Annotated in this window: 11 protein-coding genes; 6 read left to right on the top strand and 5 right to left on the bottom strand. The window is 67.3% G+C overall.

Annotated elements, in window-relative coordinates; translation table 11 throughout:
* The first annotated feature begins 4 nt into the window (after positions 1 to 4).
* The 5 genes from gcvP (at position 5) to AC3FKG_RS10635 (ending at position 6486) form a co-directional block, all read left to right on the top strand.
* A complete protein-coding gene (gene gcvP / locus AC3FKG_RS10615) occupies positions 5 to 2935 on the top strand; it encodes an aminomethyl-transferring glycine dehydrogenase (RefSeq protein ID WP_488743027.1) in 2931 nt (976 codons plus the stop codon).
* A 115-nt stretch (positions 2936 to 3050) separates the two neighbouring features.
* Complete coding sequence (locus tag AC3FKG_RS10620) at positions 3051 to 3587, top strand: DUF421 domain-containing protein (RefSeq protein WP_488743028.1); 537 nt, start codon at positions 3051 to 3053, stop codon at positions 3585 to 3587.
* Positions 3588 to 3668: 81 nt separating this feature from the next.
* A complete protein-coding gene (locus tag AC3FKG_RS10625) occupies positions 3669 to 5045 on the top strand; it encodes an L-serine ammonia-lyase (RefSeq protein WP_483709815.1) in 1377 nt (458 codons plus the stop codon).
* An 85-nt stretch (positions 5046 to 5130) separates the two neighbouring features.
* Positions 5131 to 5868 carry an MBL fold metallo-hydrolase gene (locus AC3FKG_RS10630; RefSeq protein WP_483709816.1) on the top strand — a complete coding sequence of 246 codons (738 nt, stop codon included), beginning with the start codon at positions 5131 to 5133 and terminating at the stop codon, positions 5866 to 5868.
* Positions 5869 to 6021: 153 nt separating this feature from the next.
* On the top strand, positions 6022 to 6486 hold the full coding sequence (locus AC3FKG_RS10635) for a hypothetical protein (protein ID WP_483709817.1): 465 nt from the start codon (positions 6022 to 6024) through the stop codon (positions 6484 to 6486).
* Positions 6487 to 6501: 15 nt separating this feature from the next.
* On the opposite strand, the gene AC3FKG_RS10640 is transcribed toward AC3FKG_RS10635, so the two are convergent.
* The 3 genes from AC3FKG_RS10640 to AC3FKG_RS10650 form a co-directional block, all read right to left on the bottom strand.
* Complete coding sequence (locus tag AC3FKG_RS10640; RefSeq protein WP_488743029.1) at positions 6502 to 7617, bottom strand: YbdK family carboxylate-amine ligase; 1116 nt, start codon at positions 7615 to 7617, stop codon at positions 6502 to 6504.
* A complete protein-coding gene (locus AC3FKG_RS10645; protein ID WP_488743030.1) occupies positions 7617 to 8852 on the bottom strand; it encodes a cation:proton antiporter in 1236 nt (411 codons plus the stop codon). Before AC3FKG_RS10645 ends, AC3FKG_RS10640 begins: the two co-directional genes overlap by 1 nt.
* 153 nt (positions 8853 to 9005) lie before the next feature.
* The gene (locus AC3FKG_RS10650) at positions 9006 to 10973 is read right to left on the bottom strand and encodes a tetratricopeptide repeat protein (RefSeq protein WP_488743031.1); all 1968 of its coding nucleotides are present in this window, start codon (positions 10971 to 10973) and stop codon (positions 9006 to 9008) included.
* 308 nt (positions 10974 to 11281) lie between these two features.
* Here AC3FKG_RS10650 and AC3FKG_RS10655 point away from each other — a divergent pair, with 308 nt between their 5' ends.
* A complete protein-coding gene (locus AC3FKG_RS10655; protein WP_488743032.1) occupies positions 11282 to 11482 on the top strand; it encodes a hypothetical protein in 201 nt (66 codons plus the stop codon).
* Positions 11483 to 11746: 264 nt separating this feature from the next.
* Here AC3FKG_RS10655 and AC3FKG_RS10660 read toward each other — a convergent pair whose 3' ends face one another.
* Together AC3FKG_RS10660 and putA are read right to left on the bottom strand one after the other, a co-directional pair.
* A complete protein-coding gene (locus AC3FKG_RS10660) occupies positions 11747 to 12898 on the bottom strand; it encodes a branched-chain amino acid ABC transporter substrate-binding protein (protein WP_488743033.1) in 1152 nt (383 codons plus the stop codon).
* 145 nt (positions 12899 to 13043) lie between these two features.
* Positions 13044 to 17012, bottom strand: coding sequence for a trifunctional transcriptional regulator/proline dehydrogenase/L-glutamate gamma-semialdehyde dehydrogenase (putA, locus tag AC3FKG_RS10665; protein WP_488743034.1), 3969 nt, complete (start codon positions 17010 to 17012; stop codon positions 13044 to 13046).
* Positions 17013 to 17048: the final 36 nt, after the last annotated feature.

Genomic DNA, 17048 nt, shown 5'->3' on the forward strand with positions numbered 1-17048 from the left:
TGCCATGAACGCCCCGCTTCCCATGACCGCCGCCCAAGGTAACCGGCCCACGCTGGCCGCACTGGAGGCGCGCGACGCCTTCGCCTCCCGCCATATCGGCCCCGATACGCCCGAACAGCAGCACATGCTCAAGGTGCTCGGCTACAACAGCCGCGCCGCGCTGATCGACGCCGTGATTCCCGAAGCCATCCGCCGCCGCGACGGCATGCCGATGGGCGAATTCACCGAGCCGCTGGCCGAGGAAGCCGCGCTGGCGAAGCTGCGCAAGCTGGCAGGCAAGAACAAGGTCCTGAAGAGCTTTATCGGCCAGGGCTACTACAACACGCTGACCCCGGCCGTGGTCCTGCGCAATATCTTCGAGAACCCGGCCTGGTACACCGCGTATACGCCCTACCAGCCCGAGATCTCGCAAGGCCGCCTGGAAGCCATGCTGAACTTCCAGCAGATGGTCACGGACCTGACCGGCCTGGACATCGCCAACGCGTCGATGCTGGACGAAGGCACCGCCGCGGCCGAAGCCATGACGCTGCTGCAGCGCGTGAACAAGCACGCGTCGAACACCTTCTACGTGGCCGACGACGTCCTGCCGCAGACGCTGGAAGTGGTACGCACGCGCGCCAAGCCGCTGGGCATCGAAGTAAAGGTCGGCCCGGCTGCCGACGCCGCTTCGGCCCACGCGTTCGGCGTGCTGCTGCAGTACCCGGGCGTCAACGGTGACGTGACCGACTACCGCGCCATTGCTGACGCCGTGCACGCCGCGGGCGGCCTGGTGGTGGCTGCCGCCGACCTGCTGGCGCTGACGCTAATTGCCGCGCCTGGCGAATGGGGCGCCGACGTGGCCGTGGGCAACTCGCAGCGCTTTGGCGTGCCGCTCGGCTTCGGCGGCCCGCACGCCGGCTACATGGCGGTGAAGGAGGCGTTCAAGCGCTCGATGCCGGGCCGCCTGGTCGGCGTGACCATCGACGCGCAGGGCAACAAGGCCTACCGCCTGGCCCTGCAGACGCGCGAGCAGCATATCCGCCGCGAGAAGGCGACCTCCAATATCTGCACCGCGCAGGTGCTGCTGGCCGTGATGGCGTCGATGTACGCCGTGTACCACGGTCCGCAAGGCCTCAAGCGCATCGCGCAGCGCGTGCATCGCCTGACGGCCACGCTGGCCGCCGGCCTGCAGACGCTCGGATTTACGCGCACCAACGCGACGTTCTTCGACACGCTGACGTTCGAAACCGGCTTCAACACTGAGGCGATCCACGCCGCCGCGACCGCGCGCGGCATCAACCTGCGCCATGCCGGCGCGACGCGCATCGGCGTGTCGCTCGACGAGACCGCCACGCGCGACGACGTCGTGGCGCTGTGGGAGATCTTCTCGTTCGGCAAGCCGCTGCCGGCATCGCTGACGTTCGACGCGATCGAAGCCGCGGCCGACGACGCTTTCCCGGCCGGCCTTGCGCGCACCAGCGAATACCTGACACACCCGGTGTTCAACACGCACCACGCCGAGCATGAGATGCTGCGCTACCTGCGCATGCTGGCCGACAAGGACCTGGCGCTGGACCGCACCATGATCCCGCTGGGCTCGTGCACGATGAAGCTGAACGCCACCAGCGAGATGATTCCGGTGACCTGGCCCGAATTCAGCCAGATCCACCCGTTCGCGCCGCTGGACCAGACGGTCGGCTACCGCGAGATGATCGACCAGCTCGAGGCCATGCTGTGCGCGGCCACCGGCTACGCCGCCGTGAGCCTGCAGCCGAACGCCGGCTCGCAAGGCGAATACGCGGGCCTGCTGATCATCCACGCCTACCACGCCAGCCGCGGCGAAAGCCATCGCGACATCTGCCTGATCCCGTCGTCGGCGCATGGCACCAACCCGGCGTCGGCGCAGATGGCCGGCATGAAGGTGGTGGTAGTGGCCTGTGACGAGAACGGCAACGTCGACCTGGGGGACCTGGCGAAGAAGGCCGAGCAGCACAGCAAGAACCTGGCGGCCATCATGATCACCTACCCGTCCACGCACGGCGTGTTCGAGCAGGGCGTGCAGCAGATCTGCGAGATCGTGCACCAGCACGGCGGCCAGGTCTATGTCGACGGCGCCAACATGAACGCGATGGTCGGCACCGCCGCGCCGGGCCAGTTCGGCGGCGACGTTTCGCACCTGAACCTGCACAAGACCTTCTGCATCCCGCACGGCGGCGGCGGCCCCGGCGTGGGCCCCGTGGCGGTCGGCGCGCACCTGGCCGACTTCCTGCCGAACCAGGACAGCGTGGGCTATCGCCGCGACGACAACGGCATCGGCGGCGTATCGGCCGCGCCGTTCGGCTCGGCCAGCATCCTGCCGATCTCGTGGATGTACATCGCCATGATGGGCTCGGCCGGCCTCACCGCCGCCACCGAGAACGCCATCCTGACCGCCAACTATGTCGCCAAGCGGCTGTCGCCGTACTACCCGGTGCTGTACACGGGCCAGCACGACCTGGTGGCGCACGAATGCATCCTGGACCTGCGCCCGCTGCAGAAGGACACCGGCATCAGCAACGAAGACGTGGCCAAGCGCCTTATGGACTACGGCTTCCACGCCCCGACCATGAGCTTCCCGGTGCCGGGCACGCTGATGATCGAGCCGACCGAGAGCGAGGCCCTGCACGAGCTGGACCGCTTTATCGACGCGATGATCGCCATCCGCCAGGAAATCGGCCGCGTCGCCGACGGCACCTTCGACCGCGACGACAACCCGCTCAAGCACGCCCCGCACACCGCGGCGGTGGTCACGGCCAACGAGTGGACGCACCAGTACACGCGCGAAGAGGCGGCCTATCCGGTGGCATCGCTGCGCACGCAGAAGTACTGGCCGCCCGTCGGCCGCGCCGACAACGTCTACGGCGACCGCAACTTGTTCTGCAGCTGCGTGCCGATGAGCGAGTACGCCGAGGACTGAGCCGTGGATTGAGGCCGTCCAGCGCCTGGCGCCCGGTTCCGGTCGGCCGGCAGGCGCGCTATGCTGAACTTGGAGGCGCCGCGCGTCGGGGCGCCATCAGCACAGCGGAGGCTTCATGTGGAATCTCAGTGCGCCCTGGTGGGAGTTCGTACTGCGCGGGTTGATCGTGTATGGCTCGGTGCTGGCTTTGCTGCGGATGTCCGGCAAGCGCCAGATCGGCCAGCTCACGCCATTCGACCTGGTGTTGCTGCTGGTGCTGTCCAACGCCGTGCAGAACGCCATGAACGCCGGGGACAACTCGGTGACCGCCGGGCTGATCCTGGCCGTCACGCTTGTGGGCGCCAATGCCGGGCTCGCCTATCTGACCTGGCGCAGCCGCAAGCTTGAGAACCTCGTGGAAGGCCGCCCGCAGTTCCTGATCCATGACGGCAAACTGCTGCAAGACGTGATGCGCAACCAGCGCATCAGCGTGGACGACCTCAACAAGGTGTTGCGCCACGCCGGCAGCACCAGCATGGCCGACGTGCATTTCGCCATCCTGGAAACGGACGGCACGGTTTCGGTCAAGCTGCGCCAGCAGCCGGCCGACGGCCCGCCGCCCAGGACGGCGGCGTCGGTCTGGAGCCAGGTCGGCAAGGACGACGACGTTTGAACCCGTCGTTTGATCCCCGTCGTTTGATCCCATAACGGCCGCTTGCCATGCGCAGGCGGCAAGTGACTTCAGGAGTGCTCTGTGGCAGTCAGCGTCTTCGATCTGTTCAAGGTGGGTATCGGCCCGTCGAGTTCGCACACCGTGGGCCCGATGCGCGCCGCCCTGATGTTCGCGCAGGGCCTGGAGCGTGACGGCGTGCTGCCGCAGGTCGCCAGCGTGCGCGTGGAGCTGTATGGCTCGCTCGGCGCGACCGGCAAGGGCCACGGCACCGACAAGGGCGTGATGCTGGGCCTGATGGGCGAGGCGCCCGATACCATCGATCCCGACACCATCGACAGCCGGCTCAAAGCGCTGCGCGCGAGCCGCACGCTGTCGCTGCTGGGCCGCCACCCGATCCCGTTCGTCGAGAAGGAACACATCGCGTTCTACCGCCGCGAGGCCATGGCCGAGCACCCGAACGGCATGAAATTCCACGCCCTGGACGCGCAGGGCGAGTCGCTGCGCGAGGCACGTTACCTGTCGGTGGGCGGCGGCTTCGTCGTTACCGCAGGCGCGCCCAATACACAGGTGCTCAACGCTGCGCAGCAGCTGCCGCATCCGTTCCGCAGCGGCAAGGACATGCTCGAAATGGCGAGCAATAGCGGCAAGAGCATCGCGCGCCTGATGATGGAGAACGAACTTACCTGGCGCAGCGAGGAAGACGTCACCGCCGGGCTGCTTCATATCTGGGACGTGATGCAGGCCTGCGTCGCACGCGGCTGCCGCACCGACGGCGAGCTGCCCGGCCCGTTCAAGGTCCGCCGCCGTGCGCCGGAGCTGTTCCGCAGCCTGACCGAGCGCGCCGAACGCACGCTGTCCGACCCGCTCTCCGTGATGGACTGGGTCAACCTCTACGCCATGGCCGTCAACGAGGAAAACGCCGCTGGCGGCCGCGTGGTGACGGCGCCGACCAACGGCGCGGCCGGCATCATCCCGGCCGTGCTGCATTACTACGACCGCTTCGTTCCCGGCGCCAACGCGCAGGGCGTGGTGGATTTCCTGCTCACCGCCGGCGCGATCGGCCTGCTCTACAAGCTCAACGCGTCGATCTCGGGCGCCGAAGTCGGCTGCCAGGGCGAAGTCGGCGTGGCCTGCTCGATGGCGGCCGGCGCGCTCGCGGCGGTGCTGGGCGGCACGCCCGAGCAGGTCGAGAACGCCGCCGAGATCGGCATGGAGCACAACCTGGGCCTCACATGCGATCCGGTCGGCGGGCTGGTGCAGATCCCGTGCATCGAGCGCAATGCCATGGCCTCCGTCAAGGCGGTGAACGCCGCGCGCATGGCCTTGCGGGGGGACGGCACGCACTACGTATCGCTCGACTCGGTGATCAAGACCATGCGCGAAACCGGCGCCGACATGAAGACCAAATACAAGGAAACGGCGCGCGGCGGACTAGCGGTGAATATCGTGGAATGCTGAGGCCGCCGCGGCGTATCATGGCGCCAGTCTCCCCATGGCGCCACCGCAGGCGCCTGCCAGAACCAGAGCAAAAAGCGAGGCGGCCATGCAAACCTTCTTCCAGTTGTTCGACGAAACCTCGTCGACCTTCACCTACCTGCTGATCGACGCCGCCACGCGCGACGCCGTGCTGATCGATCCGGTCGACCACCAGCTCGACCGCGACATGGCAGTGCTGCGCGAGGCCGGCGCCAGCCTGGCATGGGTGGTTGAAACGCATGCCCATGCCGACCACATCACCTCGGCCGGCCACGTCGCCATGCAGACCGGTGCGCATACCGCCGCGCCATCCGGATGCGACATCCGTTCCGCGCAGAAGCAGCTGATCGACGGCGATACCCTCGCCTTCGGCACGCAAATGCTGCGCGCCATCCACACGCCGGGCCATACCGCCGGCAGCATGAGCTACCTGTGGGAAGAGCCCACGCCGAACGGCCCGGTGCGCCGCGTCTTCACCGGCGACGCGCTGCTAATCGATGGCTGCGGGCGCACCGATTTCCAGTCGGGCGATGCCGGCACGCTGTACGACAGCCTGACGCGCAAGCTGTTCGCGCTGCCCGACGACACGCTGGTCTACCCCGCGCATGACTACAAGGGCCGCACCTCGTCGACGATCGCGCAGGAGCGCGCGAACAACAGCCGCGTGGCCGGACGCACGCGCGACGAGTTCATCGAGATGATGCGCAACCTTAACCTGCCGCGTCCCAAGCTGATCGACGTGGCGGTGCCGGCCAACAAGCGGCTCGGGCTGCGCGATGGCGAAAGCGTGCCCCACGGCGCCTGACGCATGAACCGGTCTGCGCGGCCCGCCAAAAACTCTGAATTGACTTCTCGCCACCCGCTGCAATACTGAGTTCTCCACCGCTATCGGCGCCCGGCGCGCTGCGGTGCGGTGCGGCACATGTAGCGCGCCGGCCGACTCACAGGGGATTTCGCCATGAAGCCTGACAAGAATGCACGTCGTGGATGGGGAGTGCTGGCGGCGATGCTGTCTGCGCTGGCCATAGCACCGGTCCAGGCGCAGCAAAAGCCGATGGCGTATCCCGCCAAGGGACAGAGCCAGCAGCAGCAATCCAGCGACGATGGCGCTTGTTACAGCTGGGCCAAGCAGCAGACCGGCGTCGACCCGGCGCAGGCCGCTGCCGCGCCACCGCCGGCTCAGGCGCAAAGTGGCCAGCGCGTGCGCGGTGCTGCGGCAGGCGCCGCAGTGGGAGCGATCGCCGGCGATGCCGGCAAGGGTGCGGCGGTTGGCACGGTGGCGGGCGGCGTCGCCCATCGGCAATCGCGCCGGCAGGCGAATGCCGCCAACGAGCAGGCGGCAGCCAATACCGGCCAGGCTATGTCGAGCTACTACCAGGCCTGGGGCGCGTGCATGCAAGGGCGCGGCTACTCAGTGAAATAGGCGCCTCGGGCGGCGTCAGGCCGCCCAGCGTTCGCAGGCCTGGCGCACGGTTTCGCGCTGGCTGCGGGCGTCGGCGTCGACCTGGCGCAGCCATTCGGCGTCTCCGTCGCGGCGCTCGGCCAGCGCACGGATATTGGCCAGCGCCTGCAGCGAACCCAAGGCCTCGGCATGGGGCACCAGCGCGTCGCAGATCGACAGGATATGCTCGGCGATCGGCTGGCGCGTCAGTTCGTTGGGATGCACGTATTCGCCCTCCAGGCCGAAGCGGCAGGCCTGGAAGCGGTTGAAGGTGTAGACCAGGTAGTCGTCTTCCTGTGGCATGAACGGGCGCGACAGCAGCAGGTAGCGCGCCAGCATCTGGATATACGCGGCGATATCGCAGGCACGCCCCACGGTCAGCGGCGTATCCATGACGCGCACTTCGATCGTGCCGAATTCCGGCTTCGGACGGATATCCCAGTAGAAATCCTTCATGCTCTCGATCACGCCCGTATTGCGCATCTTCTCGAAATAGGCGGTGAAGGCGTCCCACGTGAGCAGGAACGGCGCGCGCCCGCTCATCGGGAAGGCCGCGACCGAGTTCAGGCGCGCCGAAGCAAAGCCGGTATCAACGCCCTGCACATAGGGGGACGATGCAGCGAGCGCGACAAAGTGCGGCACGTAGCGGCCGATAGCGTGCAGCAGGAACAGCGATTCATCGGCAGTCGGGCAGCCGATATGGACATGCTGGCCGAATACCGTGAACTGCTTGGCCAGGTAGCCATACAGTTCCGAGATGTACTGGTAGCGCGGCGAATCGGAAATGATGCGGTCGGCCCACTGCTGGAACGGGTGCGTGCCGCCGCCGCTGATGCCGATGTTGAGCGCACGCGAGGCCGCCGACATCAGGTCTCGCATGGTGGTCAGTTCTTCCACCGCCTGGTCATACGTGTGGCAGATGCCCGTGCTGATCTCGATCATCGACGGGCTGATCTCCGGCTTGATGTCGCCGGCATGCTGGGCACCCTTCAACGCACGCAGCAGGTCGGGCGCGAACGGCGCCAGGTCGTAGTCGTGCCGGTTGACGAGCTGCAGCTCCAGCTCGACGCCGAAGGTCAGCGCCTCGGAATGCTTGAAAGGTTCGAGCGACATCAGCGCCCTCCTCCATTGCTGCGCAGGTCGGCACGGACTTCGCCGGCAAACCGCAGTGCCCAGGCCGCCAGCACCGGGCCCAGCAGTTGCTCGATGGCCAGCGCGCACAGGATGATGGCGGCCAACGGTTCACCGGTACCCGGATACAGGCGCGCGACATCGTTCATCAACAGGTATGCCAGGCCCGACATGGGCGCCAGCGCGAGCCCGAGCGCCACGCATTGGCGCAGGCTCAGGCCAGAGAACGATCCCAGCGACACCACTCCCGCCAACTTGGCAAGGTGGCGGAGCAACACCAGCACTACAGCATAGACGCCGCCGACCACCCAGTCATGCCCCGTGAGCGGCAGGCCCAGCGACACCACCATGACGATGATCAGCAGGCTGCCGGCACTGCCGAAATGCGTCGGCCACACGTGCGGCTGGCTGTCCTCGTGCTTGAACACCACGCCGGCCAGCAACAGCGTGATCGGCATCGACAATTTTAGTACCCGGGTCAGCGCCAGCGTGAACAGCACCAGGCCCACCAGCACCAGGAAGCTGTAGTGATCGTCCACCGACATCCGGCCATAGATGGCGTGGCCAACCTTGCCCACCACCCAGGCCAGCAGGCAGGAACCGATCAGCAAGTAGAGCGGATGCAGCAGCGCCGCGCCCAGGTTGCCGTACTCCGAATGCAGCCAGCCGGTGGCCACCTGCACGATCACGGCGGCATAGATGCTGTTGAGCGCGGCCATGGCAAGCAGACGCTCGGTCACCTGGCCCTCGGCGCGCAATTCGTTCTTGAGCTGCAGCACGATCGTCGGCGAAGTGCTGACCGCGATGCCCCCTGCCAGGATCGCAATGCCCGGCGAGGCCCCCATCCATTGCAGCACGGCGGCGACAAGGCCCCAGGTCAGCACGCTTTCGAACGCGCTCGTCAGCAGCAGCCAACGGTTGGCGCGCAGCCAGGTTAACGACAGACGGTGTCCAAGTTCGAACAGGGCCAGTGCCAGCGCCATATCGATCAGGATACGGGTCTGAGCGATCATGTTGTCGTCGACGATGCTGCGCCCGAGCATGCCGGCGCACAGGCCCGCGGCGGCATAGCCGACAATGCGCGGGCAGCGCAGCCAGCGGCGGCTTACCTCGCCGGCCAGGCCCGCGCCGATCAGCGCCAGGCCCACCCAGAACAGGCCGCCAGGCGCGAGCGGAAGTGACGGGAAAAGTTGGCTCAGTCCATTCATGCGTGACATGGTAATGGAAGCACATGACATTCCTTGTCGGTGATTGTCTGACACCGCACTGAATGCGCCAACTTCTGACTCTAACTTTCAAGAAAAAACGCCATCTTGTTCTATGGCGTTTCTCGATGCGGGATTTTCCGCAATTTGGGGAGGTCTGTCGGGTCAGACGCCCCAGAGCTTCCACTTGGGGCGCGTGGTCCGCAGGGCCGCCTCGACCTTCGCGTTCAGGCCGCGTGTGCGACCTTCGCCGGCCCCGGCGGCACGGGCCTTGTCGAAATAGCCCAGCGCGGTCTCGCGCTGCCCGAGGCCGACCGCCGATTCCACGGCATGCAGCCAGGTTTCGGCATCCCAGTCGTCACGGACCGCAAACGCGGCGACGAAGTCCACCAGCGCGGCGTCGTGGCGTGCGGCGGCGTTGTGGATCAACGCGCGCTGGACCCGCGGCGCGGCCTGGTCCCAGGCATCGCCCTCGGTCATTTCGATGGCCTGTTCGAACAGTGGCAGCGCGCGCTCGTGGTCGCCCACGTCGCGCCAGATCAAGCCAAAGCGGTTGAAAAGCCACGCATCCTCCACGAGCAGCGCACGGCGCTGCAGGGCGTCGATCTCGGCGATTGCGTCGGTGCGGTCGTGCTGGTCCATGCCATCCATGCGGGCTTGCACCAGAGCGGCGTAGTGGGCACGAGCATGCGCCATCGGGTGCGCGGCTTCGCTGCGCGCCTCGACCGGCAGCGCGTCGAGCCGGGCGTCCATATGCGACATGGCCGCGCCGGCCGCCTCGCCTGCCTCGGCGCCGCCAATGGCCTTCCAGGCGGCGATCAGGCGGCTGAACGCCCAGGTCACGTCGGCAGGATTGCGCTCCAGCGGATAGCGGTTCAGTACCTCGCCCGCCAGTTCCACCACCTTCTGGTGCTGGTTCGCGCCGGCGTGGCAGTCGAGCAGGTCGATCCAGTGGTCGATGAACTCGCTCGCCGCCATGCCCTTGTGGTGCAGGGCAATGCGCGTCTCCAGGTTGCCCGCTTCAGCCGGCAGGCTGCGCGCAAGCAGGCGGCACAGCAGCGAATACACGTGCGGATCGGCATTGCCGCCGTGGCCGTCGGCGTCGCCTTCCCCGGTCGCAAAGTATGCTTCGAAGCGCGCCACGCCAAGCTGGCAGGCCTCCACCAGGCGCGGGCGCAGCGCGGCTTCGGACTGCGGCACCTGGTCGATGAACTCGCCCAGCGCGGTGGCGGCGCGGTAGTAGCCGGCGCCGTCGTCGGATTGCGTGGTCAGGCTGAATTTGAGCCAGGGCTGGGCATCGGCTCCTTGCGTAGCGGAGTGCGGGGCCCGCGCGGCCTGGTGGCGCCACGCCATGGCGCGTACCTGGGTCTGCGGATCCGGGCACTGGCGCAGGTACACGGCCAAGTCATCCTGGGCGCCTTCCGTGTCGCCCGTGCCGAAGCGCAACGGTGCGCGCAGGCGGCGAGCCTGCGGATGTTCGGGCGCCTGCGCCAGCACCATGCCGGCCTGCTCGGCCGCAAGCGCGTCGGCGGCGTCCGGCTCGAGCTCCAGCAAGTCGGGGTTGTCGAGCGCGATGCGGCCAAGGCAGACACGCATCATGGGCTCGACCGGCTGGCCGGCGGCTTCGGCCCGTGCGATCGCGTCGTGTACGAGCGCAAGAATGTCTTCGGCGCCGAGGTCCGGGGCCCGGTACAGCAGGTCATGCCAGAAACGGCCAGCGCCAGCCAGGTCGCCAAGCCGGTAGCACGCCAGTCCCGCGTGGAAATGGGCCGCCCATTCGCCTGACAGCAGGCCGTTGCGCCGCGCGGCCTCATGCAGCCACGGCAACGCCTCGCCGTCGCGGCCCAGGCTCATCAGCATGGCGCCGTAGCGATGCGCGATCACCCCGCGCGAGGCCCAGCGGTGCGGCGCCGCCAGCCCCAGAGAGTCCAGCCGCGCCAGGGCGTCGTCGAGCACGGCGAAGGCCGCTTGCGCGTCGCCTTTGTCGAAGTGCAGCCGTGCGCGCAGCGTAATGAAATCGACCACTTCGGGCCGGGCCTCCGACAACTGGCCGGCGATGTCCAGCGCCTCGTCGAACCGGCCGACACCGGCCAGTTCGATTGCGCGGTCGTAGCTGACTTCCTGCACGGACACGTACTGCTCCTTCTGGAATGGATAGGCGAGAGATGCGAAAGCGGGATTATGCGCCAATGACGGGGTTCCTACCCGGCAAGGAAGCGCACATCGCCCACTTCCTTGCGCGGCTCGCCAGCGCGCCAGAACTCCGTTAACGGGTCCACACGCTGAATCTTCACTCGCACGTGCGGAATTTCCTGCCACGACGTGCGGATATCGCCGCCACTCCGGGGCCTTTCCCGCGGCTATTGTCGAAGTGCTCGTTTGCGGTCTCGCCCCGTTCCAACGCACCGCAAATCTTGTGAGAACGCCAATGAAAGCTGCGCATGTCTCGCCTGGAAGCCGCGCCACCGCAATTCTCCAAAAACCTCGGCAGTCTCGATGTACTGGCGCAGGTGCACTACAACATCTGGGCCGAGGCCCACAGCATGATTACAAGCTTGCTCGACGGCAAACCGGTACCCGGATTGCTGGTAGACCTTGCGATGGCGCCTGACGCGGATCCCCACGCCGGGTTGCGGTCGTGACCTCGTCAAGGTCGGAGGCCGTCCTCGATATCCTGGCCGAACGCGGGCTCGCCGATGATGTCCGATCAAAACTCGAAAAGTTTCGGCTCGCCCATCCGAACCACGCCGAAGCCAGTGGCGTGGCGTCGGGGATCCAGGCTCTTCTGGCGCAGCGGGCCCATGCAAATACTCGCCGGACACGTGGCAACTGAACTGCGCGGCCCGCAAACAAAAACGCCATCCGAAGCGGATGGCGTTCTTCAGTCAGGCAAACGGCATGGCCGATTACTTCCCGCCAACCGTCTCCAGCACCGTCCACTTGCCTCCCACCACCTTGTAGACGGTAATGCCGCCGTCCTTCAGGTCGCCGCGGGCGTCGTACGCCAGCGTCTTGGTGGTGACGCCCTGCATATTGGTGGCAGCCAGCACCGGCAGGTAACGCGCCGGATCGGCCGAGCCGGCCTTGATCATGGCGGTCATCATCGCGGTGGCGCCGTCATAGGCGTACGGCGAGTAAGTCTGCACCTTGCTGCCGAAGCGCTTCTCGTACTTCTTCTCGTACGCGGCGCCGCCCGGCATCTGGTCCAGCGGCAGGCCGGCCAGCGACACCACGGTGCCGTCGGCAGCCGGGCCGGCCAGCTTCAGGAAGTTGTCGGTCTTGGACATTTCGCCCGACACCAGCGGGGCCTTCATGCCCAGTTCCTTGACCTGCTTGGCCATAGGGGCCGACTGGGTCTCGGCGCCGCCGTAGAAGATCACGTCCGGGTTGCTGCGCTTGATGTTGGTCAGCACGGCCTTGAAGTCCACCGCCTTGTCGTTGGTGAACTCGCGGCGCACGATCTTGCCGCCGGCTGCCTTGGCAGCCTTCTCGAACTCGTCGGCCAGGCCCTGGCCGTAGGCGGTGCGGTCATCGACGATGGCGATGTTCTTCGCGCCCAGCTTCTTCACCACGAAGGCGCCGATCACCGAACCCTGCTGGGTGTCGGAAGTCATCATGCGGAAGGTGGTCTTGAAGCCCTGGCGCGTGTATTCCGGCGCGGTCGCCATGGCGATCTGCGGGATGCCGGCGCGGTTGTAGACCATCGACGCCGGGATGCTGGTGCCCGAGTTGAAGTGGCCGAGCATGCCCTGGATGCCGTTGTCCACCAGCTTTTGCGCCACCACGGAGCCGGTCTTCGGGTCGGCCTGGTCGTCTTCCGACACCAGCACGAACTTGACGTCCTTGCCGCCGATCTTCGGCTTGGTGGCGTTCATGTCCTCGATGGCGAGGACCACGCCATTCTGCATGTCCTTGCCGTACTGGGCCTGGCCGCCGGTCATCGGCGCGGCGAAGCCCAGCTTGATTTCCTGCGCCTGCGCGAAAGCTGCCGTGGCACCGGTCAGGCCGGCGAAGGTCAGGGCAACGGTCAGGGCCGTCTTGTGGAATGTCGAGGTCATCAGTTCTCCTTGGTGGCTGGTTCAGCCTGTGTGCTGCGTTTTTTCTACGCTTCGGGAACGCCGGCTGGGCGTCCCTCCCCTATGGCTGCGTATGGCGGCAGGATCGCCGCCGCGCATACGCACGTCAAACTCTGTCCGCGCCGGTTCAGCCAATCGTCATCAGGCTGGCATTGCCGCCGGCGGCCGCGGTATTGACCGACAGCGAGCGCTCGATCAGCAAACGCTCCAGCGCGATATTCGGTTCACCCTGCGCCAGGCCCTGCACGCCGATGATCGCGCCCGGCCGCGCCGCGACCTGTTCGCACACGGTACGCAACTGGTCCGAATCGCCGTGGTGGATCACCGCGTCGAACGCAACGTCGGGCGACATCCAGTCGGCCACAAGGCGGACGCGCGATTGTACGCCCTTAGGCAAGCGCGAAAACAGCCCGCGCGCGACAGGGTTTTCCGCCATAACGGCCTGGCTGCCGACGGCCAGGACGGCCGCCAGCTGCATCGCCAGGTCCGATTCCTGCGCTGCCAGGCACAGCACGTGGTGGCGCGGCAGCAGCGAGTAGGTATTGCGCTCGCCGGTCGGCCCGGGCAGCGTCACCGACATGCCGGCAGCCGAAGCTTCGGCAAAGCGGTCGCACGCGGCAGCCACCGCGGGCATCTCGGCCTTGGCCCAGTCTTTCAGGGCCTGCGCTGCAACCGGGCGGTCCAGCGTGGCCGGCGTGGCGCCCGAGGCTTCCGCGTGGCGCACGCTGCGTACCACCGCGTCCTGCGGGCAGACCGACAGCAGGCGATGCAGGTACAGCGGGCCGCCAGCCTTCGGGCCGGTGCCGGACAGGGCCTCGCCACCGAACGGCTGCACGCCCACCACCGCGCCGACGATATTGCGGTTCACGTACAGGTTGCCGACCTCGGCGTGCTGCACGATCTGCGCAATGGTTTCGTCGATGCGAGTGTGGATGCCCATCGTCAGGCCATAACCGGTGCCGTTGATCTGGCCGATCAGGGTGTCGAGCGCAACGCGCGGGTAGCGCACCACGTGCAGCACGGGGCCGAACACTTCGCGCTTGAGTTCATCCACGCTGTCGAGTTCGATCAGCGTCGGCGGCACGAAGGTGCCGTGGCGGCAACTCGCGCCCTGCGCGGCGTTCGGGTCGGCCTGGTGCACGCGGCGGCCCTTGGCGCGCATGGCGTCGATGTGGCGCACGATATTGCCGCGCGCCTCGTCATCGATAACCGGGCCCACGTCGGTCGACAGCCGGTCCGGGTTGGCCATGGTCAGCTCGTTCATGGCGCCCTTGAGCATGTCGAGCACGCGGTCGGCCACGTCCTCCTGCAGGCACAGCAGGCGCAGCGCCGAGCAGCGCTGGCCGGCCGAGTCGAACGCGGAATTCACCACGTCGCCCACCACCTGTTCGGCCAGTGCCGAGGAGTCGACGATCATCGCGTTCTGGCCACCGGTTTCGGCAATCAGCGGAATCGGTCGGCCGGCTGCATCCAAGCGGCCGGCGACATTGCGCTGCAGGATGCGCGCCACTTCGGTCGAGCCCGTGAACATCACGCCCTTGACGCGGGCATCGCCCACCAGCGCCGCACCCACTGTCTCGCCGCGGCCGGGCAGCAGCTGCACCGCGCCGGCCGGCACGCCGGCCTCGCGCAGCAGGCGCACGGCGGCGGCGGCGATCAGCGGGGTCTGCTCGGCGGGCTTGGCCAGCACGGTATTGCCGGCGGCCAGCGCCGCGGCAACCTGGCCGGTGAAGATGGCCAGCGGGAAATTCCACGGGCTGATGCAGACCACCGGGCCGAGCGGGCGGTGCGTCTCGTTGTCGAAGCTGCGGCGGACTTCGGCGGCGTAGTAGCGCAGGAAGTCGACCGCCTCGCGCACTTCGGCAATCGCGTTGGAGAAGGTCTTGCCGGCCTCGCGCATGATGATGCCCATCAGCTGCTGCATCTGCGCTTCCATCAGGTCGGCGGCGCGGTCCAGCGCGGCGGCACGCACGTCTGGCGGCGTGGACTGCCAGATCGGCGCGGTATTGGCGGCAGCCTGCAGCGCGGCGTCGACCTCGGCCTGGCTGGCTTCGGCCACATGGCCCACCACGTCGCGGTGGTCTGCCGGGTTCAGCACCGGCGCGGAGACGGCATCGGCCGGACGCGCTACGTCGGCGCCCAGCATCGGCTCGGCCACCACGCGGTCGCTGGTGCCAGCCAGCAGCGCCGACGACAGCGACGCGAGGCGATGTTCATTGGCCAGGTCGATACCGGCCGAATTCGGGCGCGACTTGCCATAGAGGCCGCGCGGCGACGGGATCTTCGGATGCGGCAGGCCCAGCGTGCCCTCGTCGCGATGCATGGTCTCGACCACGGCGACCGGATCGGCCACGAGTTCATCGAGCGAAATGGTGTCGTCGGCGATGCGGTTGACGAACGAGGTATTAGCGCCGTTTTCGAGCAGGCGGCGCACCAGGTAGGCCAGCAGCGTTTCATGCGTGCCGACCGGCGCGTAGATGCGGCACGGTCGGTTGAACTTGCCGTCGGCGATCGGGCCGACGACCTGGTCGTACAGCGGCTCGCCCATGCCGTGCAGGCACTGGAACTCGTACTGGCCCGGATAGTAGCTGTGGCCAGCGATCTGGTAGATGGCCGACAGCGTGTGCGCGTTGTGCGTGGCGAACTGTGGATAAATCGCGTCCGGCACCGACAGCAGCTTGCGCGCGCAGGCCACGTAGGACACGTCGGTGTAGACCTTGCGCGTGTAGACCGGATAGCCCTCCAGGCCTTCGACCTGGGCGCGCTTGATCTCGCTGTCCCAGTAGGCGCCCTTGACCAGGCGGATCATCAGGCGGTGGCGGCTGCGGCGGGCCAGGTCGATCAGGAAGTCGATCACGAACGGGCAGCGCTTCTGGTAGCCCTGCACCACGAAGCCGATGCCGTTCCAGCCGGCCAGCTCGGGCTCGAAGCACAGGCGTTCTAGCAGGTCGAGCGAGATTTCGAGCCGGTCAGCCTCTTCGGCGTCGATATTGATGCCAATGTCGTACTGGCGCGCCAGCAGGGTCAGCGACTTCAGGCGCTCGTACAGTTCGGTGACAACGCGCTCGTGCTGGGCACGGCTGTAGCGCGGGTGCAGCGCCGACAGCTTGATCGAGATGCCCGGGCCTTCATAGATGCCACGGCCCCGCGAGGCCTGGCCGATCGCGTTGATGGCCTGCTCGTACGACGCCAGGTAGCGCTGGGCGTCTTCCTCCGTCATCGCGGCTTCGCCGAGCATGTCGTAGGAATAGCGGAAGCCCTGCGCCTCGTACTTGCGCGCGTTGGCCAGCGCCTCGGAAATGGTTTCGCCGGTGACGAACTGCTCGCCCATCAGGCGCATGGCCATGTCCACGCCCTTGCGGATCAGCGGCTCGCCGCCCTTGCCGATGATGCGCGTGAGCGCCTTGCTCAGGCCCGACTCGGTATGCGTGGCCACCAGCTTGCCGGTCAGCAGCAGGCCCCAGGTGGCGGCATTGACGAACAGCGACGGGCTCTGGCCGAGGTGCGACTGCCAGTTGGCGCCGCTGATCTTGTCGCGGATCAGCGCGTCGCGCGTGGGCTTGTCCGGGATGCGCAGCAGCGCTTCGGCCAGGCACATCAGCGCCACGCCTTCCTGCGACGACAGCGAGAACTCCTGGATCAGGCCCTGCACCAGGCCTTCGCGGCCGGTGCCGACCTTCTGCTCGCGCAGGTTGGTGGCCAGCTTCTTGGCCATCTTGATGGCGGACTCGGCCTGCTGCTGCGGCAGTCGGGCCTGCTCCAGCAGCACCGGCACGCAATCGGTCTCCGGGCGGCGATAGGCCGAGGTAATCGCTGCGCGCAGCACGGACTGAGGCTGGATGCTTTGGGCGAATTCCAGGAAAGGCTGTGGCGCGCCATCGGCATGGCCCAGATCGCCCGCATCGGTGCCGTCGGCATCGGTCGCACCGCTGGCCGTCGCCTCGTGCGGGAAGTGGCCGCGCTCGATCTGCTCCAGGTAGGTGAAGATTGCCTGCTTGATCAGCCAGTGCGGGGTGCGGTCGATGGATTGGGCGACACGCTTGAGGCGGTCGCGCGAGGCGTCGTCGAGCTTGACGCCGAGGGTGGTGGTGGCCATGCGAGCTGTTCTCCGAAAGACACAAGGCTGCGGGGG

This window comes from Cupriavidus sp. 22TCCZM04-2 (genome assembly GCF_057798895.1).

Excerpts from the sequence above, each read along its gene's own strand:
- gcvP (WP_488743027.1), top strand. The coding sequence starts at position 5 with ATGAACGCCCCGCTTCCCATGACCGCCGCCCAAGGTAACCGGCCCACG.
- AC3FKG_RS10620 (WP_488743028.1), top strand. The coding sequence starts at position 3,051 with ATGTGGAATCTCAGTGCGCCCTGGTGGGAGTTCGTACTGCGCGGGTTG.
- AC3FKG_RS10630 (WP_483709816.1), top strand. The coding sequence starts at position 5,131 with ATGCAAACCTTCTTCCAGTTGTTCGACGAAACCTCGTCGACCTTCACC.
- AC3FKG_RS10635 (WP_483709817.1), top strand. The coding sequence starts at position 6,022 with ATGAAGCCTGACAAGAATGCACGTCGTGGATGGGGAGTGCTGGCGGCG.
- AC3FKG_RS10640 (WP_488743029.1), bottom strand. The coding sequence starts at position 7,617 with ATGTCGCTCGAACCTTTCAAGCATTCCGAGGCGCTGACCTTCGGCGTC.
- AC3FKG_RS10645 (WP_488743030.1), bottom strand. The coding sequence starts at position 8,852 with ATGTCACGCATGAATGGACTGAGCCAACTTTTCCCGTCACTTCCGCTC.
- AC3FKG_RS10655 (WP_488743032.1), top strand. The coding sequence starts at position 11,282 with ATGTCTCGCCTGGAAGCCGCGCCACCGCAATTCTCCAAAAACCTCGGC.
- AC3FKG_RS10660 (WP_488743033.1), bottom strand. The coding sequence starts at position 12,898 with ATGACCTCGACATTCCACAAGACGGCCCTGACCGTTGCCCTGACCTTC.
- putA (WP_488743034.1), bottom strand. The coding sequence starts at position 17,012 with ATGGCCACCACCACCCTCGGCGTCAAGCTCGACGACGCCTCGCGCGAC.